The sequence below is a fragment of the Devosia sp. LjRoot16 genome (assembly GCF_964252795.1).
GTDB lineage: Bacteria > Pseudomonadota > Alphaproteobacteria > Rhizobiales > Devosiaceae > Devosia_A.
On record NZ_CAXUPH020000003.1, the window covers coordinates 367,025 to 384,601 of the forward strand.

The 17,577-nt window shown below is 64.8% G+C and carries 20 protein-coding genes; 5 read left to right on the forward strand and 15 right to left on the reverse strand.

Annotated elements, in window-relative coordinates:
• Window positions 1–60: 60 nt before the first annotated feature.
• From tgt to coaD, 8 genes are all read right to left on the reverse strand, one after another.
• A complete protein-coding gene (tgt, locus tag ACSQ23_RS16225; RefSeq protein WP_436091208.1) occupies window positions 61–1,188 on the reverse strand; it encodes a tRNA guanosine(34) transglycosylase Tgt in 1,128 nt (375 codons plus the stop codon).
• Between the two features lie 71 nt (window positions 1,189–1,259).
• Window positions 1,260–1,550 carry a GYD domain-containing protein gene (locus ACSQ23_RS16230; protein WP_436091209.1) on the reverse strand — a complete coding sequence of 97 codons (291 nt, stop codon included), beginning with the start codon at window positions 1,548–1,550 and terminating at the stop codon, window positions 1,260–1,262.
• A gap of 92 nt (window positions 1,551–1,642) precedes the next feature.
• Window positions 1,643–1,912, reverse strand: a complete 270-nt coding sequence (locus ACSQ23_RS16235; protein ID WP_056000484.1) for a hypothetical protein — start codon at window positions 1,910–1,912, stop codon at window positions 1,643–1,645.
• Window positions 1,913–1,923: 11 nt separating this feature from the next.
• Window positions 1,924–2,976 carry a tRNA preQ1(34) S-adenosylmethionine ribosyltransferase-isomerase QueA gene (gene queA, locus ACSQ23_RS16240; protein WP_056000487.1) on the reverse strand — a complete coding sequence of 351 codons (1,053 nt, stop codon included), beginning with the start codon at window positions 2,974–2,976 and terminating at the stop codon, window positions 1,924–1,926.
• Complete coding sequence (locus tag ACSQ23_RS16245) at window positions 2,976–3,377, reverse strand: hypothetical protein (protein WP_055882469.1); 402 nt, start codon at window positions 3,375–3,377, stop codon at window positions 2,976–2,978. The genes queA and ACSQ23_RS16245 overlap by 1 nt, the downstream gene beginning before the upstream one ends.
• Window positions 3,374–3,850, reverse strand: coding sequence for a peptidylprolyl isomerase (locus ACSQ23_RS16250; RefSeq protein ID WP_055882471.1), 477 nt, complete (start codon window positions 3,848–3,850; stop codon window positions 3,374–3,376). The genes ACSQ23_RS16245 and ACSQ23_RS16250 overlap by 4 nt, the downstream gene beginning before the upstream one ends.
• Window positions 3,851–3,863: 13 nt before the next feature.
• Window positions 3,864–4,439, reverse strand: a complete 576-nt coding sequence (locus ACSQ23_RS16255) for a peptidylprolyl isomerase (RefSeq protein ID WP_056000493.1) — start codon at window positions 4,437–4,439, stop codon at window positions 3,864–3,866.
• Window positions 4,439–4,927 (reverse strand): pantetheine-phosphate adenylyltransferase, encoded by a 489-nt coding sequence (gene coaD, locus ACSQ23_RS16260; RefSeq protein WP_055882476.1) that lies wholly within the window; start codon window positions 4,925–4,927, stop codon window positions 4,439–4,441. Before coaD ends, ACSQ23_RS16255 begins: the two co-directional genes overlap by 1 nt.
• 126 nt (window positions 4,928–5,053) lie before the next feature.
• Between coaD and ACSQ23_RS16265 the strand changes: the two genes are divergently transcribed.
• Window positions 5,054–5,518, forward strand: coding sequence for a GNAT family N-acetyltransferase (locus tag ACSQ23_RS16265; protein ID WP_436091210.1), 465 nt, complete (start codon window positions 5,054–5,056; stop codon window positions 5,516–5,518).
• Here ACSQ23_RS16265 and ACSQ23_RS16270 read toward each other — a convergent pair.
• The 6 genes from ACSQ23_RS16270 to gyrA all read right to left on the reverse strand — a co-directional run bounded on the left by ACSQ23_RS16270 (window position 5,515) and on the right by gyrA (window position 10,760).
• Window positions 5,515–5,817, reverse strand: a complete 303-nt coding sequence (locus tag ACSQ23_RS16270) for a hypothetical protein (protein ID WP_436091211.1) — start codon at window positions 5,815–5,817, stop codon at window positions 5,515–5,517. The genes ACSQ23_RS16265 and ACSQ23_RS16270 overlap by 4 nt on opposite strands.
• A gap of 103 nt (window positions 5,818–5,920) precedes the next feature.
• Window positions 5,921–6,541, reverse strand: a complete 621-nt coding sequence (locus ACSQ23_RS16275; protein WP_436091212.1) for a LysE family translocator — start codon at window positions 6,539–6,541, stop codon at window positions 5,921–5,923.
• Window positions 6,542–6,585: 44 nt separating this feature from the next.
• Complete coding sequence (locus ACSQ23_RS16280; RefSeq protein ID WP_056000502.1) at window positions 6,586–7,206, reverse strand: LysE family translocator; 621 nt, start codon at window positions 7,204–7,206, stop codon at window positions 6,586–6,588.
• A gap of 170 nt (window positions 7,207–7,376) precedes the next feature.
• On the reverse strand, window positions 7,377–7,751 hold the full coding sequence (locus tag ACSQ23_RS16285; protein ID WP_436091416.1) for a S41 family peptidase: 375 nt from the start codon (window positions 7,749–7,751) through the stop codon (window positions 7,377–7,379).
• Window positions 7,670–7,996 carry a hypothetical protein gene (locus ACSQ23_RS16290; RefSeq protein ID WP_055882490.1) on the reverse strand — a complete coding sequence of 109 codons (327 nt, stop codon included), beginning with the start codon at window positions 7,994–7,996 and terminating at the stop codon, window positions 7,670–7,672. Before ACSQ23_RS16290 ends, ACSQ23_RS16285 begins: the two co-directional genes overlap by 82 nt.
• Window positions 7,980–10,760, reverse strand: coding sequence for a DNA gyrase subunit A (gyrA, locus tag ACSQ23_RS16295; RefSeq protein ID WP_055882493.1), 2,781 nt, complete (start codon window positions 10,758–10,760; stop codon window positions 7,980–7,982). Before gyrA ends, ACSQ23_RS16290 begins: the two co-directional genes overlap by 17 nt.
• Before the next feature lie 284 nt (window positions 10,761–11,044).
• Here gyrA and ACSQ23_RS16300 point away from each other — a divergent pair, with 284 nt between their 5' ends.
• The 4 genes from ACSQ23_RS16300 (at window position 11,045) to ACSQ23_RS16315 (ending at window position 16,759) form a co-directional block, all read left to right on the forward strand.
• Window positions 11,045–13,342 carry an efflux RND transporter permease subunit gene (locus ACSQ23_RS16300; protein ID WP_156384680.1) on the forward strand — a complete coding sequence of 766 codons (2,298 nt, stop codon included), beginning with the start codon at window positions 11,045–11,047 and terminating at the stop codon, window positions 13,340–13,342.
• Window positions 13,339–13,872: a hypothetical protein gene (locus tag ACSQ23_RS16305; RefSeq protein WP_055882499.1), complete on the forward strand. Its 534-nt coding sequence runs from the start codon at window positions 13,339–13,341 to the stop codon at window positions 13,870–13,872. The genes ACSQ23_RS16300 and ACSQ23_RS16305 overlap by 4 nt, the downstream gene beginning before the upstream one ends.
• Before the next feature lie 159 nt (window positions 13,873–14,031).
• Window positions 14,032–15,927: a sensor domain-containing diguanylate cyclase gene (locus ACSQ23_RS16310; RefSeq protein ID WP_436091213.1), complete on the forward strand. Its 1,896-nt coding sequence runs from the start codon at window positions 14,032–14,034 to the stop codon at window positions 15,925–15,927.
• 55 nt (window positions 15,928–15,982) lie between these two features.
• Complete coding sequence (locus tag ACSQ23_RS16315) at window positions 15,983–16,759, forward strand: class I SAM-dependent methyltransferase (protein ID WP_436091214.1); 777 nt, start codon at window positions 15,983–15,985, stop codon at window positions 16,757–16,759.
• Between the two features lie 296 nt (window positions 16,760–17,055).
• Here the strand turns inward: ACSQ23_RS16315 and ssb are convergent, their stop codons facing one another.
• Window positions 17,056–17,568 (reverse strand): single-stranded DNA-binding protein, encoded by a 513-nt coding sequence (ssb, locus tag ACSQ23_RS16320; protein WP_055879983.1) that lies wholly within the window; start codon window positions 17,566–17,568, stop codon window positions 17,056–17,058.
• Window positions 17,569–17,577: the final 9 nt, after the last annotated feature.

The window sequence follows — 17,577 nt, forward strand, 5'->3', positions numbered from 1 at the left end:
TTTAGTTGGTCGCGCGGTCGAACCGGAAAAGTCTGCAGCTTTTCCTGACCACGCTCCACATCAGACGGCGGCGATGTCGCCCGCCGCCCATGTCGCTCGGGTTTGTGCCGCATAATCGGCGAACGTACCAGCCTCGATCGCCTGACGGGCCCCTATGCAGAGCTGCTGGTAGTAGCTCAGGTTGATCTGGCTCAGGATCATCGCCCCGAGCATCTCCTCGGTACGGATCAGGTGGTGCAGGTAGGCGCGGCTGAAGCGGCGGCAGTTCGGGTTGGGCGAGGTTTCGTCGAGGGGACGCGGATCGTCCTTATGCCGGGCGTTCTTCAGGTTGATGACACCGAAGCGCGTATAGGCGTGCCCGTGCCGTCCGGCCCGCGTCGGGTGCACGCAGTCGAACATGTCGACGCCGCGCTCGATACCGCCGAGGATGTCATCGGGCTTGCCCACGCCCATCAGGTAGCGCGGCTTATCGGTCGGCAACTCCGGCGTGATCTCACTGAGCACCCGGAACATCACCTCCTGCGGTTCGCCCACCGCGAGGCCGCCGATCGAGTAGCCGTTGAAGCCGATCGACTTCAGTCCCTCAGCCGACTTGGCTCGCAGGTTCGCGTCATCGCCGCCCTGCACGATGCCAAACAGCGCGCGGTGCGGCTGGTGCCCGAACGCGTCCTTGCTGCGCTGCGCCCAGCGCAGCGACAGCTCCATGGCGCGCAGCATTTCCTTGTGCTCGGACGGCAGCGGGATGCACTCGTCGAGCTGCATGATGATGTCGCTGTCGAGCAGCGTCTGAATCTCGATCGAGCGTTCCGGTGTCAGCTCATAGGCCGAGCCGTCGATATGCGAGCGGAAGGTGACGCCCTTCTCGGTGAGCTTTCTGAGCTTCGCCAGCGACATCACCTGGAAGCCGCCGCTATCGGTCAAGATCGGCCGCTGCCAGTCCATGAAGTCATGCAGACCACCGAGCGCCGCGACGCGTTCGGCGCCGGGGCGGAGCATCAGGTGGTAAGTGTTGCCGAGCAGGATATCCGCGCCGGTTTCGCGCACCTGCTCGGGGTACATCGCTTTGACCGTGCCGACAGTGCCGACCGGCATGAAAGCCGGTGTCTGCACGTCGCCGCGGGAAGTGTCGATCCGCCCGCGGCGCGCCATGCCGTCGGTAGCCTGAAGGGTGAAGGAGAAGTCGATCATGCGCGCCTATTAGCGGGACGGCGCGCGCCTGTCACCCCGCGGCGAGGGCTTGCTCTCGTCCGTCCCGGCGGTCAGATGCCTCCGATGACCTTGCGATAGTCGGCTTCGGAGAAGGCCTTGAGCGTCGTCGCCCGGATATTGCCGGCCATGCCCGTGCGCAGCACGAAAGTGGCAGCAGCCTCGTCATTGGGGGCATCGAGGATACCCACCAGGTCATAGGCGCCGAACGTCATATAGATAGTTTCGAGCGTCCCGCCGACGGCCTTGGCCGCCTCCTTGGCGGCATCATAGCGCTTGGCCGACTCCTTGACGGTCTTGACGCCTTGCTCGGTCCAGTTGAGCAGCAGGATATATTTTGACATCTTCGCTCCTCCCGGTTGTCGAGGGGAACATCCCCTCGCCCCGAGAGAATATCCCTCCAGGCGACAGGCAGCAAACCGCACGATGTCTTTCGTTACTGCCCGAACTCCTTGCCGCTGCGCGGCGCGTTGGGCCGTTGCTCGTCCAGCGACTGCCGGTAGCGGATGCAGCCACGCATGAATTGCGGCCAGTCCGGCACCATGATCTTCGGGTCGGTCCGCTCCGGCAACAAGTCCCACAGTTGCGGGTGATGCCAGCAGAGCCCATGCATCGTGCTGTCGCGGTGTTCGCGGATGCCGGCGCGCAGCCGCTTCACCTCGGCCAATAGCGCGGCATGGTTCATTGCATCGAGATCATCGTCCATTCGCTCTCTCCTCAGGCGCGAAACAGCAGCGATGCATCTCCATACGAATAGAACCGATATCCGTTCCCGATCGCGTGCGCGTAAGCGGCGCGCATCGTGTCGAGCCCGGCAAACGCGCTGACCAGCATGAACAGGGTCGAGCGCGGCAGGTGGAAGTTGGTCATCAGCATATCCACCGCGTTGAAGCGGTAGCCCGGCGTGATGAAGATGTCGGTGTCGCCGACGAAGGGCTGCAGCGTGCCGGTCGCCCGCGCCGCCGTCTCCAGCAGCCGAAGGCTCGTCGTCCCCACCGCGATCACTCGCCCGCCCTTGGCCTTGGCGGCGAGGATGCGCTCCACCACCGCCGCGGGGATATCGCCCCATTCGGCATGCATCACGTGGTCGTCGGTGTCATCGACCTTCACCGGCAGGAAGGTCCCTGCCCCGACATGCAGCGTCACCCGCTCGACGCTCACGCCGAGATCGGCCAGCTGCTGCAGCAGGTTTTCGGTGAAATGCAGCCCCGCCGTCGGCGCCGCCACCGCGCCATCGCGGGCGGCATAGACCGTCTGATAGTCCGACTTGTCGCGCTCTTCGGTGTGGCGCTTGGCCTCGATATAGGGTGGCAGCGGCATGGCGCCATGCGCCTTGATCGCCTCGTCGAGCTCCGCCCCGCCGAGGTCGAACGCCAGCGTGATCTCGCCCGTCTCGCCCTTGCCAGTCACAGTGGCGGCGATCGAGCCATTGTCGCCCAGTTCCAGCCGGTCGAGCAGGTGCAGTTTCTTGGCCGGTCGCGCAAACGCCCGCCAGGTATTGGCGTCAACCCGCTTGTGCAAGTTGAAGCTGACATTGGCGCTGAGCTCACCGCGGATCCGGGTGCCGGTGAGTTCGGCCGGCAGCACACGGGTGTCGTTCACCACCAGCACGTCACCGGCGCGCAGCAGGCGCAACAGGTCGGTTACCCGACCATCCTCCAGCGCCTCGCCCGGCCGCACGATGAGCATGCGGGCAGAATCCCTGGGTTCAGCGGGGTGGAGTGCGATGCACTCGCCGGGAAGTTCGAAATCGAAGTCGTCGACGCGCATCAGGGGCCGGTGCAGCTCACCGCCCAGGCGCCATAGCCCGGGATGCGGAGCGTGCCGCCATAGACCATCGCATCGGCTTCCGTAGTCTTGAACAAGCGTAGCTCGGCAACCTTGGCCGCCATGCTCTCATCGACCGCATCGATCAGAATCGTCTCGGCGCTCTCGAAGGCCTGCCCGACCACCACCGGATCGCCCGGTCCGTAGGCGGCGCTGCTGGCCCACACCTTCTCGCCGGTCGAAATGTTGAGGCCGGCGATCGACAGAAAATCGACCGAGCCGACCAGAAAGTCGAACGTCGCCGCGCCATCCGGCGCGACGCAGTTCACCCACTCCGTCGCCAGCGACGGGGTGGCAAGGCCGCAAAGGCTCACGATCGATGCAATTGCGGCCAGCCGGATCATTCGGCGATGTCCGCCGCGACCTTCACCGAAACCATCGAGTCCGGATCACGCACCGGCTCGCCGCGCTTGATCTGGTCGACGTTCTCCATGCCTTCGATGACCTTGCCCCAGACCGTGTACTGACGGTCGAGGAAGCGGGCATCGTTGAACACGATGAAGAACTGCGAGTTGGCGCTGTCCGGGTTCTGCGCCCGGGCCATCGACGCCACGCCGCGAACGTGCGGCTCGGCGTTGAATTCCTGCTTCAGGTTCGGGTACTTCGACGAACCCGTGCCGGTGCCGGTCGGATCGCCGGTCTGCGCCATGAAGCCATCGATCACGCGGTGGAAGACGATGCCGTCATAAAAGCCTTCACGCGCCAGCTTCTTGATGTGGGCGACGTGGTTCGGAGCCAGGTCAGGGCGCATGGCGATGACCACCTTGCCCTTGGTGGTTTCGATGACGAGGGTATTCTCGGGATCGGCATAAGCCATGAGTGGGCCTTCCTTACTTGTATTCGATTTTGGCGGAGATGATCTTGTCCGGGTCCTGGACCGGCTGGTCGCCGGCGCCCTTCTTGATCAGATCGACGAACTCCATGCCCGAAACGACCTTGCCCCAGATGGTGTACTGGCCATCGAGGTGCGGCGCGTCGGCGAACATGATGAAGAACTGCGAATTGGCGCTGTTCGGATCGGACGAACGGGCCGCCGCGACGACGCCGCGGGTAAAGTGCTCGGCGGTGGTGAATTCCGCCGCGAGGTCCGGCAAGTCGGAGCCGCCCATGCCGGTGCCGGTCGGATCGCCACCCTGCGCCATGAAGCCGTCGATGACGCGGTGGAAGACAATGCCGTTGTAAAAGCCCTTCTCGGTGAGTTCGATCACCCGCTTCACATGGCCGGGCGCGAGGTCGGGCCGAAGCTCGATGTCGACGATGCCGTCCTTGAGCTCGAGGATCCAGTGAGGCTTGCCCTCCTGTGCCTTTGCGGCCTGCGGAGCAGCAATCGAGACGGTGAAGAAGGCGGCGACCGCGGCGAGGAGAATGCCGAGGATGATGCCGGCGCGCTTGATGGGATCGGACATTATTTCTTCAGTGCCTTCAGAACGATGGGCGGGACAAAGGCGCTGATGTCGCCTCCGAGCTCGGCGATCTGACGCACGAGCGTGGCCGAGATGTGGCGGACATGCGGGCTGGATGGCAGGAAGACCGTCTGCAGGTCCGGCGCCATCTGGGCATTCATGCCCACCATTTGCATCTCGAAATTGTAGTCGGTGGTATCGCGCAGGCCACGGATGATCAGCTTGGCGCCGGCGGCGCGGGCTGCATTGACCATCAGGCCGGAGAAATCGACGAACTGGAACTCGGTGTCGGTGCGCTTGCCGATCGGCTCGAGCACGGCGCGCAGCAGCGCCACACGATCCTCATGGCTGAACAGCGGCTTCTTGGAATGGTGGGTGCCCACCGCGATCACCAGCGTATCGACCAGCTTGCAGGCGCGCTCGATCACGTCGAGGTGGCCATTGGTCAAGGGATCGAAAGAGCCGGGATAAAAGCCGACAAGTCTGGCCATGGCGGAGCGCCCTCCCCGTTGATGTTGCGGCGGGTTTTGTCACGGCAAGGCAATTCTGGCAAGCCGGGCTCGGGAGACAGCCGTCTGGTGGCGATATACTGTCAGTCCTGTCGAAGAGGGGCGACGATGACCGAGCTCACCTTTCATCCGCTGTCCGAGATCCGGGCGACCGAGCTGCTCGCGCTGCTCACCGATCCCGATGTCCGTCGTCACATGCCGATGGCCGGCGACAGCTGGGACGCCGAAAGCGCTGCCGCATGGGCGCGCGCCAAGGATGCGCAATGGCAGCAGAACGGCTACGGCCCTTGGGCTATCAGGATCGACGGCGCCTTCGCCGGTTGGGGGGGCTATCAGAAGGAAGGCGACGAGGCCGATCTCGGCCTTGTGCTGCTCCCCGGCCAATGGGGACACGGTGCGGCGATCTTCCGAGAGCTGGTCCGCCGCGGCACCGACCAGCAGATCCGCAACATCACCATCATGTTGCCGCCAAGCCGGGTGCGGCTTAAGGGCCTGGCTCGCCTCGGCTTCGAGCCCGCCGGCGAATTGGAGTATGCCGGCCAGCGCTTCCTGAAGTTCCGGCTGGTCACCTAGGGCTGCTGCGACGGCAACGCTGCGGCACGGATCAACTGTATCGACTGGCCGATGCGAGCAAGCGAGCGCGACATCGCCTCGTCAGTCTCCGCCGCGGTCAGGGAGAAACCTTCCAGATAGGTGGCCAGCGGCAGCTCCATTGTCCGTTCGAGCATGCGGGTGATGGCCTGACGAGCGTTGTCCAGGGGCTGATGCGTGCCAGCTGCAAAGTAGATCGCCAGATCTCCCGCCAGCGCCTCCATGGCCCGCGCATAGACGACCTCGGTAGCCAGCAGCACACATGATTCCGTGATGACCATCCGGTCCTCCCCCACCCCTGCACGTCAGTATTCAGAACTTGTCGCGCCGCGCCACCACGGAGCGGTGGTTGTTCATTCACGTTTGCGGGCCTGTGTGGGCAGATCAAGCGTGCCGCTGCAGCACCAGCCAGATCGCCGCGCCGATCAGAATCACCCCGGCGATGCGGTTGACCAGTTGCATCCGGTCGTCGCCCAGCGCCCCACGCGCCCTGGCGGCGAGATAGATGTAGACGCAGTCGGTGATGAGGCCCGCCGCCATTTCGATCAGCCCGAGCACGACGACTTGCGGCCAGGCGGGGAAAGCCGGGTTGACGAATTGCGGCAGGAAGGCCCCGAAAAAGATCAGCGCCTTGGGGTTGCTCCACAGGACGAAGAAACCGGCTGCTGCCTGCTGCAATGGCGAGCGCGCCACGATCGGCCGGTCGGTAGCGATGCCGTGCCGGCTGGTGATGTAGCCCCAGCCGATCCAGATCAGGTAAGCCGCGCCGACATATTTGATGATGTCGAACGCCGCCCCGACGAACCCGGTTACTGCTTCGAGCGCCAACGCCACCACCAGCACCATGGTGAAGCGCCCCACCTGGACCCCGGCTTCCATCCACAACCCGGCCGCCATGCCGCGAGCCAGCGACGTGCTGACCAGCGCCGAGACGGTAACCCCGGGAACGATCACCACGACAAAGGCGGCGACGATGAACGATATGAGGATCGGCAGATCAGGCATGGCGGCGCTGAACTAGCACCGCCATGACGATTGAGACAGTCCTGTCAGCTGCGCTTCTGGAACGCCAGCCAGACGCCGCCGATCATCAGGATGACGCCGGATACCCGGTTCATCATCCGCACCCGCGCGATGGTCAAGAGCTGCCGAGCGCTGCCGGCGATCACCGCGTAGACGCAGTCCGACAGGGTAGCGACGGCCATGACGATCAGCCCCAGCACCATGATCTGCTCGAAGGCCGGGCGGCTCATATCGATGAACTGCGGCAGGAACGCCCCGAGGAACAACAGCGTCTTGGGGTTGGACCAGTTGATCAACGCCCCCTGCCAGATGTAGCGGCCAAGCGGCAGTTTCTCGCCCGGGGTGCCCATCTCGAGCTTGCCCGACGAGGTGAACATCTTGAAGCCGATCCACACCAGGTAGGCCGCGCCGACGAACTTGATGATGGTGAAGGCCTCCGACACCAGCGTCATCACCGCGTCGAGCCCGACGGCAACGATGAACACCATGCTCAGCATGGCGATCTCGGTGCCCAGAATAGTCAGCAGCCCGGCTTTGGTGCCGCGCGCCAGTGAATTGGCGACCACCACGGTGACCGACGGTCCGGGCACGACGGCGAACAGCAGGCAGGCGAGAACATACGGAAGAAGGATGGCGGGATCGATCATCAGGGGCTCCGGGGCGTTAGGCTGGCTCGCTCCAACGAGCCAGCCACAACTATCGCTGCGCCGCAAGCAGGGTCAGCAACCCGCGGCCAGCAGCATGGTCTTCCGCCAATTGGCCGGGTTAGTCAATCGATTTCCAAAATATCAGCGCATTTGTCGCATATTATCCGCCATCACGACGTCATGGATGCCAAAGCACCGTTCAGAACGCGGTCGCTGGTTTCGCGTAAATCTGCCGCCTGTTGGATAGTCTCGAGGTCAGGAGCAATTCCGACGCCCTCGAATCTGGCGCCATCGGGAAACGTCTCGCGCTTGGCCCCGACCCACGCGCGAAACCCCTCGCCGAGATCGAAGTGGTGCGGCTGCCCGCTGCTTCCTGCAGTCGCCTCCCCCACCAGCAGGGCGCGCCCATTGTCCTTGAACGGCATGGCGAAATCTTCCGCTGCCGAGCCGACCGTGCCGTCGATCAGGATCGCCAGTCGCCCGCGATGGGCGCCAGCGGCCGCAGCATCAGCCCGAACGATCGCCCATGCCGCTGCATCACCCAGTCATCGTGAAAGCCGCTGTGCCCGTTACGCAGTTGCGCCATCAACCGCTGGTTGGCGAGGACGAAGGCCAGCCGCGTCTCGGCCGCCAAGACTTCGTCGAGATACGCGTCGAATACGGCATCGAAGTCGAGATCGGGCACCGCATCCCAGTGGGCGAAGCTCTGCTCGATGGCGGAACGCAAACGGGCGGCAATTGCCGCCCGCTGCTTGATCGAAACCCTGTCGCCGTCAGGTGGCGGTGCCATCGCCCGGCTCGTCGGGCCCCGGCTCGCCAGCCTCCGGCTCGGCATCCTCGCCTTCCGGCTCGCTGATCCGCTCCACCGAGACCACCTTCTCGCCATCGGCGGTGTTGAACACCGTGACGCCCTGCGAGGAGCGACCGACGATGCGGATGCGGTTATCCGGGCCGGCATCCACCGGCACGCGGATCACCTGGCCGCCATTGGTCACCAGCATGATCTGGTCGCCATCTTCCACGGGGAACGAGCCGATCAGCGGGCCGTTGCGCTTGTTCACCGCCATGGCGACGATGCCTTTGCCGCCACGTCCGGTGATGCGGTACTCGTGGCTCGAGGTGCGCTTGCCGTAGCCGTTTTCCGAAATGGTCAGGATGAACTGCTCGGCGGCCGACATTGCCGCATAGCGCTCCTGGCTCAGCTCGCCGGCCGGCACCGCATCCTCGGCGTCGTCGGAAACCTCCTCGGTTTCGCCCTCGCCGCGCACCGCGCGGCTCATCTTCAGGTAGGCAGAGCGCTCCGAAGACTCGGCGTCGAAGTGGTGGACGATCGCCATCGAGATGATGCGGTCGCCCTCGGCGAGGCTGATGCCACGCACACCGGTCGAATCGCGCCCCTTGAACACCCGGACCTCATCGACCTGGAAGCGGATCGCCTGCCCCAGCGCCGTGGTCAGCAGCACGTCGTCATTGGCCGTGCAGGTGGCGACATCGACGATGCCGTCCCCTTCATCGAGCTTCATGGCGATCTTGCCGTTCTTGTTGATCTCGACGAAATCGGCCAGCGAATTGCGGCGCACCGTGCCGCGTATGGTCGAGAACATCACGTCGAGCTGCTGCCAGCTGCTTTCATCTTCCGGCAGCGGCATGATCGAGGTGATGCGCTCGCCCGGATCAAGCGGCAGCATGTTGATCAGCGCCTTGCCGCGAGCCTGCGGCTCGCCGATCGGCAGGCGCCACACCTTCATCTTGTAGACCTGGCCGGCCGACGAGAAGAACAGCACCGGCGTGTGGGTGTTGGCGATGAACAGCCGGCTGACGAAATCCTCGTCGCGCGTCGCCATGCCGGAGCGGCCCTTGCCGCCGCGGCGCTGCGCCCGATACGAGGTCAGCGGCACGCGCTTGATATAGCCGCCATGGGTGACGGTCACCACCATGTCTTCGCGGGCGATCAGGTCCTCGTCCTCGAAGTCGCCGGCCGCCTCGTCGATGACGGTCAGGCGCGGCGTGTTGAACTGCTCCTTGATCTCGGTCAGCTCGGTGCGGACGATCTCCAGCACCCGCTCGCGCGAGCGCAGGATGCTGAGATACTCGGAAATATCCTTGCCGTGCCCGGCCAGTTCCTCGCCGATTTCGTTGACGCCCAGCGCGGTGAGCCGGCTCAACGTCAGCGCCAGAATGGCGCGCGCCTGCTCGTCACTCAGCTTGAACGTGCCGTCCTCGTTCATCCGGTGACGCGGATCGTCGATCAGCGCAATCAGCGGCGCCACGTCGCGAGCTGGCCAGTCACGCGCCATCAGCCGCTCGCGGGCGGTGCCCGGGTCGGGCGAGGTGCGAATCAGCGCGATGACCTCGTCCACGTTGGCCACCGCCACGGCGAGGCCGACGAGAATGTGGGCGCGGTCGCGCGCCTTGTTGAGCAGGAACCGGGTACGACGCGTCACCACGACTTCGCGGAAGTCGAGGAACGCCACCAGCATCTGCTTGAGGCTCATCAGTTCCGGCTTGCCGCCGTTCAACGCCACGAAGTTGCAGCCGAACGAACCCTGCAGCGGGGTGAACCGATAGAGCTGGTTCAGCACCACATCGGGCACCGCATCGCGCTTCAGCTCGATGACCACGCGCATGCCGTTACGGTCGGATTCGTCGCGGATATCGGAGATGCCCTCGATGCGCTTGTCGCGCACCAGCTCGGCCATCTTCTCGATCATCGTCGCCTTGTTCACCTGATACGGGATCTCGGTGATGATGATCGCCTCGCGCTCCTTGCGCATCTCCTCGGTATGGGCCTTGCCACGAATGAGGATGGCGCCGCGGCCCGTCTCATAGGCCTGGCGGATGCCGGAGCGGCCGAGGATGATGGCGCCGGTCGGAAAGTCCGGCCCCGGCAGCACGGTCATCAGTTCCTCGGTGATCGCACCGGGGTTGTCCATCAGCATCAGGACGGCGTCGATCACCTCGCCCAGATTGTGGGTCGGGATGTTGGTCGCCATACCGACGGCAATACCGCTGCCGCCATTGACCAGGAGGTTCGGGAAGCGTGCCGGCAGCACCGTCGGCTCGCGCTCGGACGCGTCGTAGTTGTCCTTGAAGTCGACCGTGTCCTTGTCGATGTCATCGAGCAGGCTGTCGGTCACCTTCTCCATGCGCACTTCGGTGTAGCGCATGGCGGCGGGCATATCGCCATCGACCGAGCCGAAATTGCCCTGCCCGTCGATCAGCGTCACGCGGAGCGAGAACTCCTGCGCCATGCGCACCAACGAGAAGTACACCGCGTCGTTGGAGTGCGGGTGGTACTTACCAATCACGTCGCCGACCACGCGGGCCGACTTGCGGTGCGGTCGGTTCCACACGTAGCCCTGCTCGTGCATGGAATAGAGGATGCGCCGGTGCACCGGCTTCAGCCCGTCGCGCACGTCAGGCAGAGCCCGGCTCACGATCACGCTCATCGCGTAACTGAGATAGGACTCGCGCATCTCGTCGCTGATCGAAATCGGGGCGATGTCGGAGGGGAGCGGCGCTGCGCCGTTCGGGTCGTCGGTCTTGTCTGCCACGGGGCCGTTTTCGAACTATGAAAGCTGCGGAAAGCTTTAGGCGATTCCCGTTCCGAAGACCAATCGGCGCGGGGTTGCCGGCGAGATGTCCACGGTATTGGTAACAGGCGTCGCGCTACGCGTCTCAGGATAGTGACGTGGGTTTGCGGCAACTTTGGGCCGGAATCGCCCTGTTGCGCCACATTCGCAGGGTGATGCGCCGCTCAAACGGCTGGACGCGTCGACCGTGAATCCGTAGTAATCCGCGCCTGACGCGGGGCGCCACCGTCTAGGGGACGAGTCTATTGTCGAAGAATTCTCTGTTGGGCCGGCTGTGGAACTGGGCCTTCGGGCATGATCGTTCCATCGGCTTCGGGCTTGAAACGCTCGGCCACATCACGCTGAAGCATCCGCGGGTCATCACCGCCTTCGTGTTGCTGATGACCGTGTTCTGCATCGTGCAGGTGCCGCGCGCCAGCGTCGACGGCGACATGTTGCGCGTCTTCGCGCATTCCGGCCAAGAATACGACAACTACGAACACCTCGCCAATACCTTCGGCACGTTCGAAAACGACATCTACCTGCTGGTCAATTCACCGAGTCTCACCAACCCCGAGACCATCGAGACGATCCGCGCCATGGCGCTCGATATCTCGAACAGCGAGTACATCACCGGCACCATGTCGGCGTTCACGCTGCGCGTTCCGGCCCCTGATGGCACGACCCTCCCCGCCGTTCCTGAGGGCATGCAGACATCGGAGGAAGTCAGCAAGGCGCTGACCGACCTCTACAACAACGACCCGATGATGAAGAACCTGATCAACCCGGACCTGTCCGGCGTGGTCATCATCGTGTTCCCCAATCCCGAAATGACCAAGGGCGGCGGCACCCGCGCCATGATCGACGACCTGCGCTCGCTGGTCGCCGACTACGAGTCGGACCAGGTCCAGGTCGAGCTCACCGGTCCGCCGATCTGGACCAGCGAGATGCTCAACGCCGCGGTCGACGACCAGATCACCTTCACGGTCTACGGCTTCGCGCTCGGCGCGCTGATCGCCCTGTTCTCGCTCCGCTCCTTCTGGGGCGCCGTGCTGGTCGCCGCCACGCCGTTCGTCGCCGTGATCTGGGTGATGGGCACGATCATTGCGCTGTTCGGCTCGTTCTCCTTCCTCACCATCATCGTCACCACGATCGTCCTGGTGATCGCCTTCGCGGAGAGCCTGTTCTTCATCTTCAACTGGCTCGCCTACTGGCGAGAAGGCATGGATCCCTACAAGGCTGTCGATGAGACGGTGCGTGTCGTCGGCCCCGCCAGCGGGCTCACTATGCTAACGACGCTGGTGTCCTTCCTGTCGCTGTCGCTGACCGCCGGCCAGGGCATCCAGGAATTCTCCTGGGCCGGTTCGCTCGCCTCGGTGATCAACTTCATCTGCCTGATGACGTTCCTGCCGCTGATTCTGAAGCTCGCCATCCGGCTCGGCTTCAAGGCGCCCAAGCCGAGCTACGCCATTACCGCGCCGATCCCGCTGGCCTGGTTCGTCGCTTCAAAGCTCGGCCGCCCGCTCGCCGCCATCGCCATCGTCCTCACCGGCCTGCTGCTGATCCCCTATGCACTGATCCAGCCGCGGTTCTCGTTCGAGGACTTCATGGCCAAGAACTCGACCGCCCTGACCGCGGCCGAGCAGATCGACCAGGGCGTCGGCGGCGTCGCGCCGCTCTATGTCAACGTGCCGCTGGACGAAGGCATCGCCGATGTCGGCGACAAGGACTTCGAGAAGGTAAAGAAGGTCCACCAGATCGTTGAGAAGCACCTCGGCGTCAACAAGGTGATCTCGGCCGCCGCTTTCACGCACTATGCCGAGTCCGGCTTTACCCGCGAGCAGATCTTCAACGCCGTTGGCGACCTGCGCGGCCGCTTCGTGACACCCGACGGCACCCGCGCCCTCGTCACCGGGTTCATGCCGACGATCATCTCGTCCGAAGAGCTGGTCCGGCTCAAGGAAGGCATCGAGGCCGACATCAAGGCAGCCGGCATCGAAGGCGCCGAGGTCGGCGGCTTCCGGGTGATGACCACCTATGCCACCGATAACATCGTACGCGGCCTGCAGCTCGACCTGACGCTGTCGGTGATCGTCAACCTGTTCCTGATCGGCTGGGCCTTCCGCTCGCTGCGGGTCGCCGTTGCCGCCGCCATCCCCAACCTCTTCCCGGTGCTCGGCACCGAAGCGTGGCTGTACTTCAGTGGTTCGGGGCTGCAGCTCACCACTGTGCTGGCGCTGACTATCGCCTTCGGTATCGCCGTCGACGACACCACACACTTCCTGTCGCACTATCTGCATTCGCGGCGCGAAGAAGGACGCTCGCACCTCGATGCTATTCATCACACCATGGAGCGTATCGGCGGCGCGATTATTGCCGCCACGCTGATCCTCTGCTCCGGCATGGCCATCGTCATGTTCTCGGCGCTGCCGCAAGTCGCCTTGTTTGGCACCCTGTTTGTGATAACTCTCGGCTTTGCATTGATCGGCGATGTGTTCATCCTGCCGGCTCTGCTGGTCGCCGGGGGGCGATTCTTTCATCCGCTTGGAGGCGTTAAGAAATGAAGCTCTTCGGACCCCTGCCGCGCATTGTCGCGCTCGCTGGTCTGCTGGCCGTCACCCCCATGGCCGCCGCGCCCGTAATGGCCGCACCGGCCGATGTGGCGCTGCTGAAGTCCTATGTCGGCAGCTGGAAAGGCCGCGGCACCCTGGTGGGCGCCGAGAGCGAGTCCGTGGTGTGCCGCCTGACGCTCAGCGAAGGCAACTCCGAGAAGGTCAACTATTCGGGCCGTTGCACGCTGGCCGGCACCAGCCTCGCGGTCAACGGCACCCTCGCCTATAGCGACCAGAACCGGCGCTATGAGGCGGCGATGACCTCGAACGTCACCTTCTCCGGCCTCGCCGTCGGCAAGAAGTCGGGCGACAGCATCGTGTTCAACCTCAAGGAGCGCAACAAGGACGAGGCCGGCAACGACCTCACCGTTACGGCCGCGATCGTCCTCAAGGGCTCGGGCAAGTCGATCGGTGTCGATTTCCAGGTGGTGTTCAACGCCACGGGCGAGATGCTGAAAGCCTCGGTGCCGTTCAGCAAGTAAGCCCTGGCCGAACACTAAGCGTTTCGACGGACGGCCCATGGCCGTCCGTTTGCGTTTTGGTGAACAGATGAGGGACGATGCTAAGTTCCCGCTTTCGCCGATGTTAACGAGATCATGCGAGAAAATCCGGGACAGAATCCGTTCCGGAAGCCCTGCCTCATGGCCCGCCCGGCCCCCAAATCGCTGACGCGGCGCGCGGCGCTGTTCGTCGTCGCCATCTGCGCGGCGATCGTCGTGCTGGAAGGCTGGCGCGAGTGGGTGGCCTATGACGCCGCCGTGCAGAAGGCCGAGCTCGAGACGCAGAACCTCGCCCGCTCGATGCGCCAGCACGCCGAGGATACCTACGAAATCGCCGACCAGGCGGTCTCCCTCGTCAGCTACCAGATCGAGACCGCCGGCATCGCACCCGAGGCGCTACAGCAGACCGAAGCCTTCATGTTGCGCACCATGCAGAGCGCTCAGCGGCTGCGCGGCATCTATGTCTACGATGCCGACGGCAACTGGATGGTCACTACCGCCGAGAACATGCCGCCGGGCGGCAACCAGGCCGCCTACAGCTACTTCCGCGATCACATGAACTCGCCGAGCGACGCCCCGTCCTTCGGCGCGCCGATTCGCGCCGCCGGCGACGACGCGATGGTCACCACGGTCAGTCGTCGCTTCGACCGGTCGGATGGCAGCTTCGGCGGCGTGGTGGTCGCGGCGATCGATACCCGCTATTTCGCCGATGTCTATGACGGCATCGACGTGGGCGGGCTCGGCACCATCAGCCTTTACGACAGCAATGGCCTGCTGCTCAGCCGCAAACCCTATCATCCCGACCTCAGGGACGAAGACCTCGGCGAGGGCGAGCTGTTCGCCCGGCCCGACCTCGCCCAGGCCTCGGGCGCCTACCACTATGATTCCGCCATCGACGGCCATCGCCGCATCGGAGGCTATGACCGCGGGGCGCGCTACCCCATCGTCTCGGTGGTCGCCGTCTCACATGCCGAGGCGCTGGCCAGCTGGGGCCGCGGCGCCCTGCAGCGCGGCGCCATCACCCTCGGCCTGACGCTTGCCGCGGCGCTGCTCGGCCTGCGGTTGGTCGATCAGATCCGCCGCCGGCAACGCAGCGAAACGGTGCTCGAGCATAAGGAAGCGGAGTTCCGGCTATTGGCTGAAAGCGCCAGCGACCTGGTCGAACGCTTCGACAGCGACGGCACGCGCACCTACATCTCCCCTGCCCTCGAGCGCCTGACCGGCCACCTGCCTCAGGAAATGCTGGGCAAGAACGCCTTCGAGGTGGTGAACCCGATGGACCGTCCGGCCGTCGAGGCAGCAGCCGAACGACTGCGCCAGGGCGCCACCGAGCAGGAGACGGTGTCGTTCCGCATGCAGCACAAGGATGGCCGTGAGATCTGGCTCGAAACCTCGCTGCGGATCGCCGCCGAACGTTCCGACCGGCTGTCGGTGGTCGGCGTCACCCGCGATGTTACCGAACGCAAGCGCCTCGAGCTGAAGCTCGAGAGCCTGGCCATGCGCGACGGCCTGACCGGCATCGCCAACCGCCGCGCCTTCGATGCCGCCCTGACCCGCGAGATCGCCCGCGCCCGCCGGCTCTCCACCCCGCTGTCGCTGCTGATGGTCGATGCCGACCGCTTCAAGCGCTTCAATGACGATCACGGTCATCTCGCCGGCGACGCCTGCCTCAAGTCGATCGCCGCCGTCGTCGCCATCGCGGCGCGGCGCCCCACCGACCTCGCGGCCCGCTATGGCGGTGAGGAACTGGTCCTGCTGCTGCCTGATACCGACACCGACGCCGCCCGCGCCATCGCCACCGACCTCTGCCGCCAGGTGCAGGCCCTCGCCATTCCGCACGCCCGGAACCTGCCCTGGCGCGTCGCGACGGTCAGCATCGGCGTCGCCTCGATCGATCCGCGCGACGAGGATGCCGTCCACGACGGCTCCTGGCTGATCAGCACCGCCGACCTCGCCCTCTATGACGCCAAAGGGCAGGGCCGAAACCAAAGTGTCGCCGCCCCCCGTAAGCTCCGCACCCCACGGCTGGTTGGTTGATCGTCGTCAAACCGGCACCACCTTCTGCTAAGCAACCGGCAGCTGGAGGGAACTGATGAACGATCGTCCCGGGGCATCCTTTGAGAACCGCGAGGTCGTCGAGCTCTATCCCTATCGCCCACCCTACCCTGAAGCAGTGTTCGAAAAGCTGCGCGAACTAGCCCCTCGGCGCGACGCGATGCTGGATATCGGCTGCGGTCCGGGCAAGGTGTCCCGTCCATTGACGCGGTCCTTCGCCGATGTGGTTGCCGTCGATCCCTCGCAGCACATGATCGCGCTCGGACAAAACCTCCCCGACGGCCGCGCGCCGAACCTTCACTGGGTGCGCGGCTTCGCCGAAGACGCGCCGCTCGACGGTTGGCGCTTCGACCTCACGGTCGCCGCTGCCAGCATCCACTGGATGGATCATGACCGGCTGTTCCCGCGGCTCTTGGCGCACGCGGCGCCCGGCCACGTGTTTGCGGCAGTCTCCGGTGACGATGCCTTCGAGCCACCCTGGGAGGCCGACTGGCAGCGCTTCCTTGGCAAATGGGTGATGGAAGTCACCGGCCGCCGGCTCGATCCGCGATGGCGTGATGCGATCGCCAGTGACTTTGGCGGCCACGTCGATGTGGCGGGCCGCGCGTTCTTCACTGCGCCGGTCAGCCAAAGCCTCGAGGATTTTATGAGGTGCCAGCACTCGCGCGACACCTGGGCCTATTCGAAGCTCGGCAGCCGCACCGCCGCGTTCGACGCCGAACTCACCGAGCTTCTCGCCCCTCACGCCGTAGCGGGCCGGTTGAACTACACGGTGAGGACCCTGGTGACCTGGGGAAGCATCGTGCCGAGGTAGGGCACCTCGCGGATCAACAGGATGCCAGCCACGAAACGCCGGTATGCCCGCTGCATAGCCTCCCCCACCGGGTGTCATCCCAGCGAAAGCTGGGCCCCCCGGCGAAGGCACCTGCCCTAGTCCGGCACAACGCGCGCCGAGGGGAGAGTTGGGTCCCAGCTTTCGCTGGGATGACATCGAGTGGGTTGAGCGAACTGTGCCTTCCAAAGGTAAAACGCAGCGCTGCCCACGACCTCAAACGAAAACGGGCCGCTTGCGCGACCCGTCTCAACCAGTTGTCCGATGCGGCAACCGCCTCAGAACGGGATGTCGTCATCCATCGAGCCGGATTCGAAGGCCGGGGCCGAGCTCGGACGTCGCTCCTGGCGGGCCGGCGGGCCGCCGAAGCCGCCGCCACTGGATTCGCGCGGGCTGGAGAAACCACCGCCACCCGAGGCGCCGGCGCCTTCGCCGTCATTGCGGCCATCGAGCATCGTCAGGTTCGAGTTGAAGCCCTGCAGCACCACCTCGGTCGAGTACTTGTCCTGGCCCGACTGGTCCTGCCACTTGCGGGTCTGCAGCTGGCCCTCGATGTAGACCTTGGACCCCTTGCGCAGATACTGCTCGGCGACGCGCACCAAGCCTTCCGAGAAGATCACCACGCGGTGCCACTCGGTACGCTCCTTGCGCTCGCCGGAATTCTTGTCGCGCCACTGTTCGGAGGTCGCGACGCTCAGGTTCACCACCTTGCCACCCGATGGCAGGTTCCGCACCTCGGGGTCATTGCCGAGATTGCCCACCAGGATGACCTTGTTCACGCTGCCAGCCATGGCACTTTC